This window comes from uncultured Actinomyces sp. (assembly GCF_963542285.1).
Taxonomy (GTDB): domain Bacteria; phylum Actinomycetota; class Actinomycetes; order Actinomycetales; family Actinomycetaceae; genus Pauljensenia.
In genome coordinates, this window is the sequence record NZ_CAUTWQ010000004.1 from 39,113 (window position 1) to 54,427 (window position 15,315).

Genomic DNA, 15,315 nt, shown 5'->3' on the forward strand with positions numbered 1-15,315 from the left:
TAGCGTCGGTGAAGTAGGTTAGTCCTGTGAGTGCACCACAACCCCAACTGTCCCGCCGCGAACTCTATCGCCGCGAACGCCAGCTTAAGCAGAATTCGGTCTTCTCGATCGTCGTTTCGGTGATGGCTGGACTCAGTGTCCTCAGCCTTTTGGTGCTCTCGGGAATTCTTCCCATCCCCTTCCTTAACGGCTTCTCAGCAGAAGTTAAGTACGCCTCGACAGGGGATATTCCCTGCCCTAGCGAGGAAACTCAACCTCTGGCCGCGACCTCGATCAAGGTGCAGGTTTTCAATACGACGTCACGCTCGGGTGTTGCACGCGATGCATCAGATATGCTCAAGAGTGTGGGCTTCCAGGTGGCAGATCCTTCGAATTCCTCGCCTGAATATGCGGGTTCGGCTCAGATTCAAGCTGGTCCTCAGTCTGTTGATGCGGCCTACACCGTCGCGCGCTTCTTCCCCTCATCGCGAGTGACCTTGACCGATAACACCGAACCGGGAGTGACGGTCCTTTTGGGCTCGCTCTACAACGGTGCCCTGACCGCTGAGGATCTGCAGCGTGTTCAGGAAAATCATGATGACCTTAAAGGCCCCAGCACCTGCTTGCCGCTGCGGAAATAGCTGAGATCTACCCCGCGCGGGTGAGATTTAGAAGTGTGCCTGAGAAACGTCAGGTAGTGAATCCAAGTACGCTAACGCAGCCGTGATCAGTGCGCGGCGTTCCTGTGTGGTCAGATCGTAGGAATTGATGTGATCGTGCACCCACAGGCCGTCGGCAATGATGTACAGCAGATAAATATCTGGATCGGCCAAAATTTCTTCGCGAGGAAGCAACCAGGGGCCTAAGATCTCATCCCACACCTCGGCGCCTTCTTCACTCGTATGAGTGTCAAGCGCCAAAAGAAGGTCTGCGCGGGTCGCGCTTTGCGAGAGTACTTCGACGACGGCGCGTAGGCGTTCGCGGGCGGATAGTTCCTCAGGAGGGGCTCCCGCGGCCTCGAGAAGGCTTGCCCTCCATGACGAGGCCAAGTGCTCGTTGAGCGCCAAAAGTAGCGCAGTGCGAGAGGGGAAGTGGTAGAGAAGGCCGGATTTCGACATTCCCGAGGCCTTCGCGAGGGAGTCGTAGGTCAGTGCGTCCAGGCTCTTCTTATCAATGATCTCCAAGGCGGCCTGAATGAGCTGCGATTTTTTACTCGTGCGCATACTTGGTCTCCTTTGGATTGTCTTTGAGGAGCACGGCTGTTGCGATTGCGGCGCTCAGGGCGACTGCGATCGCAATGGATAGTGTCCATGTATAGGCGGTATCGATGGCGCTTGCGGCCATGGGTGCAAGAACTGGGTCGTGGGCGGAAGCGTCCATGTTGTGGGCGACTTCGGGAGCCGCATTGAGAGTGTAAAGCAGTGACATCAGTGAACCCAAGACCGCCACCGAAAGCATCGTTCCAAACTCGTAGGAAACCGATTCAATTGCCGAGGCCATGCCGGTCCGGCGGGCTGGGACTGAACCGATGATTGCAGTTGAGGTAACGCTCATAGCCAGGCCAGTTCCTGTACCTAGGAGTGCGAGCGCGATCATGAAGATGAGGAAGAGATTTTCCTTGATAGCGATGATCGCGACGATTCCGGCGATGCTTGCAATGACGTAACCGCCTGAAATGACGGTTCTAAATCCCACGCGATCGACGTAGCGGCCGCCCAAGATAGCGCCCGGGAATGCTGCTACAGCAACGACGCCTGTGACAAGGCCTGCTTGGAGCGGAGTAAAACCTGCTGAGAGTTGGAAACGCTGGGTTGTCAGGATTTCCATTCCAGAGACCACGAACATACCGAGGAATGCGCCCAAAAATCCCGCTGTGAAGAGGCGGCTGCGGAAGACATCAAGGGTCAGAAGTGGAACCTCAAGGTAACGCTGGCGATGGGTGAAGAGCAACATCCCGATGATGAATAGGACGATGCCGGTCGCGACAAGGGTCGTGTCAATAGGTGAGTGAGCAAGGTTTTCGATTGCGAGAATAAGGCCGACCATGGTGATCATCGCGTAGAGGGAGGACATGAAGTCCCAGCTGCGTTTGGGGTTGGGGTAATTGTCGGGAGCAAGAAGGTAAGTGCTGACCAAGGCGATGATGACGATGGGAATGTTGATCAGAAAGACCGCTCCCCACCACGTGTGAGTAAGAAGGAATCCACCCAAGAGTGGGCCGACGGCCGAGCCGACGGTTGATACCGATCCCCAGATGCCGATGGCGGTGTTGCGCTCGCGGGGTTCAAGGAAGGTCTGGCGGATGAGCGCAAGGGTTGAAGGCATGAGCACCGCGGCACCTGCGCCAAGGAAGCCGCGTGCAGCGATCAGGATCGCGACATTTGGTGCGAATGCTGCAGCAGTGGATGCAAGACCGAAGATTACGAGTCCGACTTCGAACATGCGTCGGTGTCCGATCTTGTCTCCCAGGGTCCCAGTTCCCAATAGAAGGCCGGCCAGAACCAGAGGGTAGGCGTTGATAATCCACAAGCCTTGCTGATGGGTCGTGTGGAGTTCAGATCGAAGGGTAGGAAGAGCGACGTAGAGGATGGAGTTATCGGCTGCGACGATGAATAGCCCCAGCGAAATCACAAGAAGAAATGCCCATCGGGTCCGTGTCGATTCAGAGCGCATGAGCAGATGTTAGCACATAACTGTAACGGACGTCCGGTTTAGTAAGTGAGCTGTGTTCACTGGGAAATGGTTGGTATTAAGCGGAAATGAGGTAAATGCCAAGGCCGGGGTGTCCTTTCGGACACCCCGGCCACAGCGATCAGAAACGATCAGGCTTGAGTGGAGCGATGACGTGAAGCGTAGGGTTCGCTCTCGAGTTCGGATCCCGCCGGAGCCGAAGCGGGCGAAGCCTGCTCGAGGTTGGTTCCACGCAGCTTCGAAATACCGCGCATGCCGTGGTAGACGATGATCGCAGCGGCGGTGCCCAGGGCGATACCACCGAAGGTCATGCCGCTGATGTTCCAGGTGAAGTCGGCGATTGCGACAATCAGAGCGATAGCAGCAGTGTTGAGGTTGACCGGGTTGGCGAAGTCAACGCGGTTCTGGACCCAGATACGAACGCCGAGCATGCCGATCATGCCGTAGAGGACGGTACCAGCGCCACCGAGGACACCGGGGGGAATCGTTGCGATGAGCGCACCGAACTTCGGCATGAGCGAGAGCAGGAATGCGCAGCACGCTGCGACCAGGTAGGCAGCCGTCGAGTAGACGCGGGTTGCCGCCATAACACCGATGTTTTCGGCGTAGGTCGTCGTACCGGAACCGCCACCCGCACCTGCGAGCATGGTGGAAAGACCATCGGCGAAGAGTGCGCGACCCGTCAGGTCATCGAGGTTTTCACCGGTCATTGCGGAAACCGACTTCACGTGACCGACGTTTTCGGCGATGAGGACGAAGACCACGGGGATGAAGAGGCCCAGGGTAGAGACGGAGAAGGAGGGGGTGTGGAATTGCGGAAGACCGAACCAAGCGGCCTCGCGAACGCTATCGAAGTTCACCTCGTGCTGGATAACTGCGGCAATGTAACCGATGAGCACACCGAAGAGGATCGAGAGACGGCCGATGATTCCCTTGAACAGAACCGTGATCAAGCAGATTGAGACGATTGTGACGACTGCGGTGATGGGACCGGTCTTCACCCAGTTCCATGCGGCGGGTGCAAGGTTCAGACCGATGAGGGCAACGATTGCGCCTGTAACGGTCGGGGGCATGATCGCATCAATCCAGCGCACACCTGCGAAGTGAACGATGATGCCGACAAGAGCCAGGGTTGCGCCGGTGGCGATGATGCCACCCAGTGCGAAGCTCGGGCCAAGTTCCTTAGTTCCGGAGACTGCCAAGATCGGCGAAATTAAAGCGAAGGACGACCCCAAATAACTTGGGAGTCGTCCTGCAGTGATAAGGAAGAAGAGGAGCGTTCCAATTGCCGAGAAGAACAATGTTGTTGACGGTGGGAACCCGGTGAGCAAAGGAACCAAAAAAGTTGCCCCGAACATTGCAACGACGTGTTGTGCGCCAATTCCAATTGTTCGAGGCCAAGAAAGACGTTCGCCAGGAAGAACTACGTCCCCGGGAGCAATACTGGTGCCATCGCCATGAAGTTTCCAGCGGAAGAATCCTGATTGTGCAACAGACATGCTGCTAAATCTCCGATCAGTTAAAAGGTCTGGGCCGAAACCGGTCGGAACACCAGCATAGCCCGAAATCTGAGTGTTGGGTGAAAGTGCCCGCTATGTGGCACCTCACAGGACTGTTCTCCTTCCTCCGGTTGCGGCCTAATACCGCGGTATTGACCGTGAAGGCATGAGATATGGCATGCTTGAGGAAGGAATCAATGTGTGTAGGTCGCAGGAGTATCGGAGGGTATTCATGGCACTCAATCCCTATGCTCCAGGCGGCAGTGGGACAAGCGCGAGCAATGCTGCCAATCCAGCAACGGCCTCGACCGTCCTGGACCCCTACGGACCAACTCCACACTTAGAGCATCCAAAGTCCGAACAGCCGCAGAGCATGGTATTCCCGGGCAGTGACGACACCTCGTTGCTTGATGTGTTTGCAAGCCCCGGTTACACGTCTCCCAAACCGCAGGTCAATACGATTGCAAATATTGCGGCGTGGGTAAGCGCGCTCTCAATATTCTTCTTTCCCGCGATTGCAGCCGTGATTCTGGGAATCATTGGACTTGTCGGTTCGACGAGTATGAACGGTGTGGGACGCAGGGCGTCGATTGCGGCAATTATCGCCGGAGTTGTTGGGATTCTGATCTGGTTCCTGGTCTGGATGGCATTATTCTGGCGCTCTTCGTGAGGGATTCCACGCTGAACGCTGGCGTGAAAATTTCGTGATTTCGACGAATTCCGCTAGCATTACGGGGTGCGTGTTTCACGCTCCGGAGGATTCGCCTAGTGGCCTATGGCGCACGCTTGGAAAGCGTGTTGGGTGCAAGCCCTCGGGGGTTCGAATCCCCCATCCTCCGCAGGAATAGCCCGGGTTCGTTGAGATTCCGGGGTTTCCCTTTTGTTTCCAACGTTTTTGGCTGATGGCATTAAAACCGATATATGCCGATTGGTACGCTTGGGGCGGTAAAAGTGGCCCCAATAAGCCCCCATCAATTTTGAGGTTCGGTCATGCAGAAGACTGGCTCGCCGACTTTGAGAAGCAGGTGGAGTCTGGTTAGCGGAAGCCTGCGACTCTCCGCGACGGAATCAAGATTGCAGTCACCTACTCCTACGACGGAGTAAAGCGTGGCAAAATTAAGAGTATCTATCCCATCAGAGCGACTAGATAGGGTATACATCGTCTATGGAATCGCGTGACACCCCAACAAAGTTTGTCCTTGATGTGGTCGCGCTTTTGGAAGCGTTAGACGACCGCGAGTATATTCCTGTCTTCTTAGAAATGCTCGAATACGACGGCCCGGACGTAGAGGGCGCAGTCGTTGCGCTTGTTGAGCACAAGCAAGTTAACCAAGATTGGATTGACCGTCTCGTTGCTTTTAATGACGAGTATGCCGGAGCTTTTGATTTTGAACTCGAAGAACTCCGCGCGGGCTTTGCAGCGCAAAATGCCGATACTGCTGCATAGCTAACTGAACCAACCCTAAACCCCACCGCGACTTGCGAGTGGGGTTTTCTCATGCCACCGGCACCTGCATAGGAGCGGGTTTTCTTATACCCATCCGCATAGAAGGAAACCACTAATGGCCACCGGAAGCACTACCACCGCACAGGGGCCTGCAGATGAAAAGGCTGAGGGAGCGTGCTCGTCTTTGCGTTTCTTTTTCCGCTATTCCTGTCATTAAGGGCAAAAAAGGGCAACAAAAATTGTAGAAGGGCTACTTTTTGTTGTTCTTGTGGCAGGAATAAAAGACCCCGCCCGCCCGCAGTGTGCGGACGGGCGGAGACTCTATGTGGCCGCGGAAATCAGGCGCGGGGCTACGCTACCGGTTTTTCTTGAGCGCGAGGCCTTCGCGGAGCTCAGCGAGTTCTTCGTCGTAAAGTCCCGATGCGTTGAGGTTGACTTCTTGCAGTCGCTCTACCCAGTCTGGGGAGACGATGTCGTAATCGATGAGTGAGGTCACGACTCCGTCGACATCGGGGCCGTCACAATCGAGCATCATACGTAAAAACGCGACCGCTTCTTGCGCGCCAATCGCGTCAAGCGCTTCGATTGCGTTGAGCACGAACGGTGTTGTCGTATCTGCCGCCATGTGTCTAGCCTAGCTACTCTTTGCGCCGCGCTGCTTTCGTGCTGTGAAAGTGGCTGCGCCAGCGGTTGCGACTAAGGTCGCCGCGATGAGTACTTCTGATCCAAAACCGGTCTTAGCCAGCTCCGAGCGCTTTGGTGAATGAATCGTTGGCTCTGTAGGGGTAGGCGTGGTGGGAACTGGAGCTGAAGGACTCGGAACCTTGCTTGTCGGGGTCGCGGGCTGAGTCGGTGCCGGAGGTTGAGACGTGGAAGGCGCGGGAGTCGGCGTTGCTGCTACGAAAAGTAGTGCGATCGCTGCACGAGTCAGTGTGATTCGCATTGAAACTCTCCAGATTTCTACCAAAATGTTTACTCGTTGTGCCTGGGGAAACTAACTGGATTCAATTTTATATCGAGCCTGATAAACATCCAAATAAGTGGGGTAGAAGGTGTGGAGAAGTTGGAAGAAAATTTCGATAAATAACACGGGTCGCAGGTTGCGGCCCGTGCCGTGTAAACTGTTCCCGGATCCTCCGCGTGACGGTATCATCCGAACCTCCCCAGGGCAGGAATGCAGCAAGGATAAGGGTGCGCTGCCGGGTACGCGGGGGATTCTTTTTACCTAGGTGCTCATCGATTGCGAAATCTGCGCTGTCTAAGTGCGCACATGTGGTTGCGGCACCCTATCTGAACCATCAAATAGGAGTCTTAATTTTGGCTATTAAGAAGCCAATTTGTCCACCTTGAAAACTTGCCTATATATGCAGACCGACACTTATTCCTCGATATAAAACTGCATCTATATATACGGCTTCGCTCTTTACAAATAGACTTGTTCTGATCCATCTCTACTTCCAACAGGAGAACACAGTGCAAAACGTCGGTTCGCGCTCTATGTGGCGCCGCGCCGGTCAGATGCTGTCCATCTTGATCGTCGCAACCCTCGTGGTCTTTGGACTGGGAAATAACCCCAGCCGTGCCGCAACTCCCGTCCTCAACGTCAGCATTACCCCGGAAAAGACTTCCTACAATTCCGGCGATACTCAGAAATACACTGTCTCTTGGTCGTGTACTTCGGTGACCGAGGACTGTGTGGACTCTGTCATTAAGGTGCGCATCCCTCACGCTGTTAACCAGAGTGGTGACGCTGTGGATAAGGCAGTGGCGGCAAACCTTGCGGCAACTGCCGCTTCAGGAACACCCGCAGTGAGCGCCAACCTCACTCAGGGAACGGCTACAACCGACGCCTACGTTACCTACAACATGGGACGCATTCCGGCGGGTAACTCCTATCAGGCCGTGATCACCTTCGAGATGCCAAATAGCTACACGCCCGATCAGTCGACCGTTTCTCCCGAGGTCTCATTCACTTCGGGTGACACGACCGTGACCGACAACACGAAGGTTACTAACCTGGCGGAAACGACCCTTGCGTTGACCAAAAAGAAGCCCACGGCAATCGGTCCGAAGGGAAGCAACGTTACCTATTCGTTGACGCCGACGATTACCTCCGGAACGCTTGGTCCGAACCGCGGCAAGCTCGCCATGACCGATGTGAAGCTTGTCGACAAGCTTCCCTCATGTGCAACCTACGTCAGCACTACTTCCCAGGGCTCAACTGATGGATCTGAGTTCACTGGAGTAGAACCGACCTACGACGCAGCGACGCACTCCTTGACTTGGAACCTTGGAACTCTGCTTCCCAACGTCGTCGACCTCCAGCTCAATGTCACTCTGAACTATCCAACGAGCTGCGCAGATAACACGGTTACTAACACCGCAACCGTTACGGGTAGCCCCTACGGTGATCCCGCGAAGACCGTATCCGCTCATTCCTCGGTCTCGCACGACTTTGCGGACAAGGTCACTTACGGTGGTACCTTCTCGAAGAATGCACTGCAGCAGTTCAAGCGTGGTCAAAACGGCATGTGGTTGTACTGGTACAACAACACCTCGAATATGCCGGTTGTTCTGGAATACACCGACTACCTCAGCTGCGCCCTGACCTCACCGACTGATGGATCGACAGACTGCGCTAACCCTCTGATGTTCGCTCGCGGGGCAGAGCTCAACACGACTTCTCCGGTCGAATTCACCTACTGGACCAACAAGGGCAACACGGGAACGCAAACCCTGACGGCCTCGAAAAAGTTTGACGCTTCAGGTCTGGCAAGCGACGAATACATCACGAAGTTCCACTACAAGCAGACTCTGAGCCCCTCAGAGAGCGGTCGTTTCATCGTCCAGGGTCAGATCAACGCAAAGACTCCGACAACTGAAGCTGGCGCCGACTACGTGCGGGCAGATACGAACTCCAATGCGTGGAAGGCCGGAACCGATCCCTCGTGGGTTCGCGTTCAGAACTGTGTCACCGACCTGTCGATGAAGTCCGAAGATGGAGCGCACACCATTGGTATCCCCGCGGATAACCTCTGTGACATCCTCCTGCTTGAAACCTCGCGTCCTTCGTACTACAACGCAAAGTCGACCATTGCGAACTCTCAGGCAACCCCGGGACAGGAAGTAACCTTCTCGATCGTTGCCAACAACCGGACGATGTCTGCACCGGCTCAGCCGATTATTGCGGACCTTCTTCCCTGTGGCATGACCTACGTTGAGAACTCGGTTGCAGGCGGACCCAAGGGCTACACCGCAACTGTTGATTCCTCCCGTTGGGTGACGGACGCAAGCGGATGCTCGCGCCAATTGGTGACCATTACGTGGCCCGGCTTCAAGGGAGTTGATGCCACAAGCGTCACCTTGCGAGGCCTCGTCACCAACAAGATGAAGCCCGGAACCTACACGAACCAGGCATTCATCTCTCCGGCAGAGCGCGAATACCAGAACGCCGATCCCTGCTTCTACTCGGGCACCACCGATATCTATGACATCAATTCCAATGGCTCTGTCACCGATAAGGTCTGCCCCGTGACCTCAGGCATGAGTGTCAACGAACTGGCAGCCGCCGGTGTTGTCCTCGAAAGCCTCGGCTCTGTCCCCGGATCGGTGTACATGAAGTACAACGATGGCACCTCCCTGATCCGCCAGGGTGAAAATGGTACCTTCCGTATCACCCCGACCAACACCGGTAACGCCAACCTGTCGGATATGACCGTTTACGGCACCCTGCCGCACGTCGGCGACACGGCGGTTCGCACCAGCGCAAGCCGTGGTTCCGAGTGGGCACCCATCATGACCGGACCGATCCAGGTCCAGGCCGGCGACGGAATTGACCCCTCTCAGGTCACCATCGAGTACTCGACCTCGTACAACCCCTGCCGCGGTGAGGTCATGGAACGTGGAAAGTCCATGGCTGACGCTCCTGCGGGATGCGATAACAACTGGACCTCGAACCCGAGCTCGTGGAGCGACGTTAAGTCTTACCGCATCTATATCAATGGCAAGACCACCCCGATCGAGGGCGGCGCATCGATCCCTCTGATCGTCCCGATCAAGGCGCCCGATAACGCTAATGGCGTGGCCTACGAATCGGTTGCAATCGCAGCAACCCAGGCCTCCTCGAACCAAGCGGTCTTCCCCAGCGAACCCTTCAAGGTCGCCATCGCCTCGGCCTTCGATGTCGCGCTGAACAAGAGCGTTGCTTCCGATGCCTCGGCGCTCTCGCCCGGCGATGAAGTAACCTTCCGCGTCGACGCCGCAAACACGGGTCAGGGCCTTTCCGCGAACACCAAGGTTTCGGAGAAACTGCCTGACGGCGTCACCTTCGTGAAGTCCGAATCCTTCATGTGCCCCACCGGCTACGTGTCGGGTACCCCGGATGCGTGCGAGGCCGGAGCCGCTGCGGGCACCTACGATGTCAACACCGGAGTGTGGACCATCGGCGATCTGACCGCGGGAAGCCACGCCTCGCTGTACGTGACAGTTCGCTTGAACGACGGAACAGATGGCAAGACCATCACCAACAACGTCGAATTCAAGGATCTGCCTCCCTACGACGTCGACCTGAACAACAACAAGGCAAGCACGACGATCACCGTCAAGCACCGTCTCTCGGGCAAGGTGTACTTCGATAAGAACGACTCCTCGTCCTACACCGCCGGTGAAGAGGGCTTCAATGGCGTTACCGTTAACTTGGTGAACGAGGCCGGCACGGTTGTCGCCACCACGACGACTGACGCAGATGGTAACTACTCCTTCACTGGGCTCAACGCGGGTACCTACACGGTAAAGGTCGTCAAGGATGGCGAACTCGCCAACCTGACCCAGACCGAGGATCCCGACGGTACAAAGGACAATGCCTCCGGTGCGATCACGCTTAACGCGGATAACCCGGTTCGTGAGAACATCAATTTTGGGTACGTGAAGAAGCATGCAATCTCGGGCAACATCTACCTGGATGAAAACCGAGATAAGACGAAGAACGGTGATGACGTCAACCTCTCGGGCGTGACGGTTACCCTGGTCGACGGCTCGGGCAACGTTGTCGCAACCACCACCACTGACGCCTCGGGAAATTACAACTTCCCCGGCCTGAGCGACGGTACCTACACCGTCAAGGTGGATACGACGGGCAAGCTGGCCGGCCTCGAACAGACCGAAGATCCCAGCGGCGCGAAGAACTCGCAGTCAACGCCCATCACCTTCACGCGTAATGATCCGGATGTCACCAATGTGAATTTCGGTTACGCGAAGGACTACTCCGTGAGCGGTTCGGTCTACTACGACAAGGACCGCAACTCTTCGATGGGTACGGGCGAGCAGGGATTCGATGGAATCACTGTCAACCTGCTGGACAAGGATGGGAATATCACCGCAACCACGACGACTGCGGCTGATGGCTCCTACTCCTTCGGCAAGCTTCCTGCCGGCAAATACGCGGTTCAGATTGAACAGTCTGACTTGCTGAAGAAGCTTGAGCAGACTCAGAACTCGACTGAGCAGTTCACTCTGAATAACGACAATCCCGCAAAGACCAAGGTCAATTTCGGCTTCGCGGCAAACTACACCCTTAAGGGAACGGTTTACCGCGACGGAAACCGTTCCGATTCGCTGGACACCGGTGAAAAGCTCTACCAGGGTGTCACTGTTCAGCTGTTGAACAACGCGGGCGATGTTGTGGCCACGACGACCACCGATGCACAGGGTGCCTACACCTTCCAGAACCTGGAAGCGGGCGACTACAAGGTGCGCGTCGTCAAGGACGGCGTGCTGGCTGACCTGGTACAGACCGAAGATCCGGATGGAACCAAGGACAATACCTCGGGCGTGTACACGCTCAAGCTTGATGATCCGATCCACGAGAACATCAACTTCGGTTACGTATCCGATAACACCATCGAAGGAACCATCTACCGTGACGATTCTCGAAATGGTTCCCAAAACGGTAACGAACCCGGCTACACCGGTGTCACCGTTCAGCTGCTGGATAAGGATGGAAACGTCGTTTCGACAGTGACCACCGATGCCAACGGCCACTACTCCTTCTCTAACCTGCCCGATGGTGAGTACTCCATCAAGGTTGTGAAGGATGGTGCGCTCACTGACACTGACCAGACCGAGGATCCGGACGGAACTAAGGACAGCGCCTCGCAGAAGATCACTCTTAACGAGGCCAACCCGAAGAAGTCCGGCGTGAACTTCGGTTACGTTCCGGACTACTCGATCGCCGGTAATGTCTACCGCGATTCGAACCGTTCCGAATCCAAGGACGCAACTGAAACGGTCTTCCCGGGTGTCACCGTGAACCTGGTCGATGCTTCGGGCAATGTTGTTGCAACGACCACGACCGACGCGGATGGAAACTACTCCTTCTCCAAGCTGCCTGCGGGTGACTATCGAGTCAAGGTCGATACGACCGGAACGCTCAAGGATATGGACCAGACTGAGGACCCGGATGGAACCAAGGACAACGCCTCGGGGAAGATTTCGATCGGTGCGGACAACCCGACCCAGACCGGTGTGAACTTCGGTTACATCGAGAACAACTCGATCAGCGGCACGATCTTCCGTGATGAAGCCCGTAACGGCGTTAAGGATCCCAGCGATCCTCGCTTCCCCTCGGTCAAGGTGACCTTGCTCGACGAGAACGGAAACGTCGTGGAGACCACCACCACGGATTCCAACGGCGCATACAAGTTCTCGCACCTGCCCGATGGCAAGTACCGCGTGAAGGTTGATACGACCGGTGTCTTGAACGGCCTGGAGCAGACTCTTGATCCCGATACGCTCAAGGATTCTCAGTCCGAGCTCATTGAGCTTGGAGAGTCGAACTCGGCCGTTGAGAACGTCGACTTCGGATACATGGAGAAGGAAGTTCCTGCGGCTCCGCAGCCTCCGAAGCAGCCGAACCCGAAGACTCCCGGTTCTAAGTTGGCGCGTACGGGTGCCGAGGCCGGAGTCTTGGGCTTGGGTGCTGCAGCACTGATCGCCGGTGGTGCACTCCTTGCACTTCGTCGCCGAGGCCGCATCTCCTAATGTGCGTCGCCGCCGCTGAGTCGGTGGCATAGACGTGAGTGAGTGGAGGTCCAAGTGGGAAACTGCTTGGACCTCCACTTTTATGATTTTCGCTGTGTTCTTGCGGCTTGTGGTGAAAACAGGACGCAAATGAGCGCGCGGGGCCGTAAAGTTCAAGTGTGACGACAGCTCTTTATCGCCGGTACAGGCCCGATACCTTTGAACAGGTCATCGGCCAGGAACACGTGACCAAACCTCTCCAGGCTGCTCTGCGTGCTCACAGGGTGAATCATGCGTACTTATTCTCTGGTCCGCGCGGGTGTGGAAAGACGACCTCTGCGCGTATTTTGGCGCGCTGCCTGAACTGTGCCGAAGGTCCAACGGATACGCCTTGCGGTCAATGTGAGTCCTGTCGTGAACTGGCAACCGGTGGCCCGGGTTCACTCGACGTTGTTGAAATCGACGCCGCCTCGCACGGTGGTGTGGATGATGCGCGTGACCTACGTGAGCGCGCCACTTTTGCGCCGGTGCGTGACCGCTACAAGGTCTTCATCATCGACGAAGCCCACATGGTCAGCCCTCAGGGTTTCAATGCCCTGCTTAAGCTTGTGGAAGAGCCGCCCGAGCACGTGAAGTTTATCTTCGCGACGACGGAACCTGAGCGAGTCATTGGAACCATCCGTTCCCGTACGCATCACTATCCTTTCCGCTTAGTACCACCGGATATCTTGGAGCCCTACCTGCACACCCTGTGCGATGAGGAGCATATTCGCGTCGGTGAAGGTGTCCTTCCCCTGGTTATCCGCGCCGGTGGCGGTTCTGTGCGTGACTCTCTGTCGGTCTTGGACCAGTTGATGGCCGGCGCAATCGATGGCGAGATCGCATATAAGACCGCTGTTGCTCTCTTGGGCTACACGGATACTGCGCTTTTGGATGAGACTGTCGATGCTCTTGCAGGGGGCGACGGCGGTGCTGCGTATCGTGTGATCGAAAAAATGGTGTCTTCGGGTCATGACCCGCGTCGTTTTGTCGAAGATTTCTTGCAGCGCTTGCGCGATCTGTTGATTATTGCCGTCGCGGGTGACGGTGCCAACGATGTGTTGGTGGGTACGCCTCACGATCAGTTTGAACGTATGAGCGTCCAGGCAAAGAACTGGGGAACGCAGGCCTTGTCGCGCGCTGCTGACCTCACTGACGAAGCCCTTCGCTCCATGACTGGCGCAACCTCACCCAGACTGCAGCTTGAGTTGCTTATCGGCCGAATCTTAGTGCCCGGTGGAGGCGTTGATGCCACTGCTGGTGCCTATGGAGTAGCACCTGCAGCGCTCGCTGGCGGGATGGCGGGTACCCCGGGACCGCTCTCTGGCGGAGTCGGCTTGGTTGGGGGCGGTGCCCCTGCCGAGGCCTCGGCTGGCTCGGGTTCATTTGGTGCTCGTCAGGCGCGTGAGGCTCTTGCACGCAAGAAAGCCCAGAAGAGCGGAGACCACCAGGGCGCCTCGGTGGTGCCAAAAGCTTCCGCCGATGGTCGCATTGAATCGCCTCGACAGGTAGAACGTGCACCCCAGTCTCAGCCCTCATCTGGAGGCTGGGAGGTCACTCGCCCTGCCGCTCATAGCGAATCACCTGCGCCGCATAGCGCTCCTGTTGATGCTCCCGCTGCACCCAATGCGGACCTTGTGCGACAACGCTGGGGAGATGTTGTCGAGCGTTTGGGCACGCACAGCAGGGTTGTGTGGAGTTTGTTGTCTCAAAACGGGCAATTGGGTGCCGTGGACGGAGACCAATTGATCATCCTCTTCCCCAGCCAAGGAATGGTCGCAAGCTTTACAAACGGGGGACGTGCGCAGATCGTGGAGGACACGATCTATGACGTCTTGGGTGTTCGTTTGCACGTCAGTGCACAGGTGGGACAGTCCGGCGGCGGGCCGGCAGTTTCAACGCCTTCTGCTAATGCACACTCCAGCGCGGCTCCTGTGCAGAGCATGCCGGCGCAGGCCGCCCCCGTTCACTCCACAGCTGCTCAGGCTTCACCTGCTCAAGAATCGGTCCCCTCTGGGCTAGGCAACTCCGACGCTTCGGCGCACGAAGCCGCACCGGCACCGGAATTCCATGTTCCGGCGGAACCGATCGATGCCTCGAAGCCCTATGATCCGCAGGCACCAGAATCATACGATTGGCATACTCAGGCGCCGCCCCCTTTTGATCCGGGGGATCAGGTTGAAGAGGTAGAGCAGGATTCGCAGGAAGTACCTGCTCCATCACCTGAACCTGATGATGAACCACAGGATGAGCCTGTCGCGACTTCGGGTTGGAGTGAAACTGTCGTTCAGCCTCCAAGTTTTGACCCGCTTGAAGAAGAGTCAGCTCCTGAAGTTCCAAACTTCTCTGAAGTTACGCCACTTCCTTCGCAGCGTGTTGCGCGCATGGAAGAAGATGACGACGCACGTTCAACTGATGACGTGCGTGAAGAAGAGGAAGCGGCGGCCTCACCAGAAGCCTCGGCAGAGGAAGAAGCGCAGGAAATTCCCGCAACTCCCAGCGTTTCTGCGGCAGAGGATGACAGTGCCAGCATCGATGATCAGGATATGTCCGAATCGAATCTCTTTGGAATTCCAGCAGTTTTAGATATTTTGGGCGGAACCATCATCGAGCAAAAGACTGACGACCAGGGTGGGTGGTGAT

Annotated in this window: 10 protein-coding genes, 1 tRNA gene and 1 other RNA gene; 7 read left to right on the top strand and 5 right to left on the bottom strand. The window is 56.5% G+C overall.

Annotation, left to right across the window (positions count from 1 at the left end):
* Positions 1 to 26: 26 nt before the first annotated feature.
* Positions 27 to 620, top strand: a complete 594-nt coding sequence (locus tag RW023_RS02845) for a LytR C-terminal domain-containing protein (RefSeq protein WP_315579798.1) — start codon at positions 27 to 29, stop codon at positions 618 to 620.
* A 27-nt stretch (positions 621 to 647) separates the two neighbouring features.
* Here the strand turns inward: RW023_RS02845 and RW023_RS02850 are convergent, their stop codons facing one another.
* From RW023_RS02850 to RW023_RS02860, 3 genes are all read right to left on the bottom strand, one after another.
* Positions 648 to 1,202, bottom strand: coding sequence for a TetR family transcriptional regulator (locus RW023_RS02850; RefSeq protein WP_315579799.1), 555 nt, complete (start codon positions 1,200 to 1,202; stop codon positions 648 to 650).
* The gene (locus RW023_RS02855) at positions 1,189 to 2,652 is read right to left on the bottom strand and encodes an MFS transporter (protein ID WP_315579800.1); all 1,464 of its coding nucleotides are present in this window, start codon (positions 2,650 to 2,652) and stop codon (positions 1,189 to 1,191) included. The genes RW023_RS02850 and RW023_RS02855 overlap by 14 nt, the downstream gene beginning before the upstream one ends.
* A gap of 149 nt (positions 2,653 to 2,801) precedes the next feature.
* Positions 2,802 to 4,169 (bottom strand): solute carrier family 23 protein, encoded by a 1,368-nt coding sequence (locus RW023_RS02860; RefSeq protein ID WP_315579801.1) that lies wholly within the window; start codon positions 4,167 to 4,169, stop codon positions 2,802 to 2,804.
* 232 nt (positions 4,170 to 4,401) lie between these two features.
* Between RW023_RS02860 and RW023_RS02865 the strand changes: the two genes are divergently transcribed.
* The 3 genes from RW023_RS02865 to RW023_RS02875 all read left to right on the top strand — a co-directional run bounded on the left by RW023_RS02865 (position 4,402) and on the right by RW023_RS02875 (position 5,616).
* The gene (locus RW023_RS02865) at positions 4,402 to 4,839 is read left to right on the top strand and encodes a DUF4190 domain-containing protein (protein WP_315579802.1); all 438 of its coding nucleotides are present in this window, start codon (positions 4,402 to 4,404) and stop codon (positions 4,837 to 4,839) included.
* 84 nt (positions 4,840 to 4,923) lie between these two features.
* Positions 4,924 to 5,008 (top strand) — tRNA-Ser (locus tag RW023_RS02870).
* Between the two features lie 326 nt (positions 5,009 to 5,334).
* A complete protein-coding gene (locus RW023_RS02875; RefSeq protein WP_315579803.1) occupies positions 5,335 to 5,616 on the top strand; it encodes a hypothetical protein in 282 nt (93 codons plus the stop codon).
* 355 nt (positions 5,617 to 5,971) lie between these two features.
* Here RW023_RS02875 and RW023_RS02880 read toward each other — a convergent pair whose 3' ends face one another.
* Both RW023_RS02880 and RW023_RS02885 read right to left on the bottom strand, forming a co-directional pair.
* Positions 5,972 to 6,241 (bottom strand): hypothetical protein, encoded by a 270-nt coding sequence (locus RW023_RS02880; RefSeq protein ID WP_315579804.1) that lies wholly within the window; start codon positions 6,239 to 6,241, stop codon positions 5,972 to 5,974.
* A 9-nt stretch (positions 6,242 to 6,250) separates the two neighbouring features.
* Entirely contained in the window at positions 6,251 to 6,559 is a 309-nt protein-coding gene (locus RW023_RS02885) for a hypothetical protein (RefSeq protein WP_315579805.1), read from the bottom strand.
* 184 nt (positions 6,560 to 6,743) lie between these two features.
* On the opposite strand from RW023_RS02885, the gene ffs reads away from it, so the two are divergent.
* From ffs to RW023_RS02900, 3 genes are all read left to right on the top strand, one after another.
* Positions 6,744 to 6,839: signal recognition particle sRNA small type (gene ffs, locus RW023_RS02890), an RNA gene on the top strand.
* 250 nt (positions 6,840 to 7,089) lie between these two features.
* On the top strand, positions 7,090 to 12,654 hold the full coding sequence (locus tag RW023_RS02895; RefSeq protein WP_315579806.1) for an SdrD B-like domain-containing protein: 5,565 nt from the start codon (positions 7,090 to 7,092) through the stop codon (positions 12,652 to 12,654).
* 158 nt (positions 12,655 to 12,812) lie between these two features.
* On the top strand, positions 12,813 to 15,314 hold the full coding sequence (locus RW023_RS02900) for a DNA polymerase III subunit gamma and tau (protein WP_315579807.1): 2,502 nt from the start codon (positions 12,813 to 12,815) through the stop codon (positions 15,312 to 15,314).
* Position 15,315: the final 1 nt, after the last annotated feature.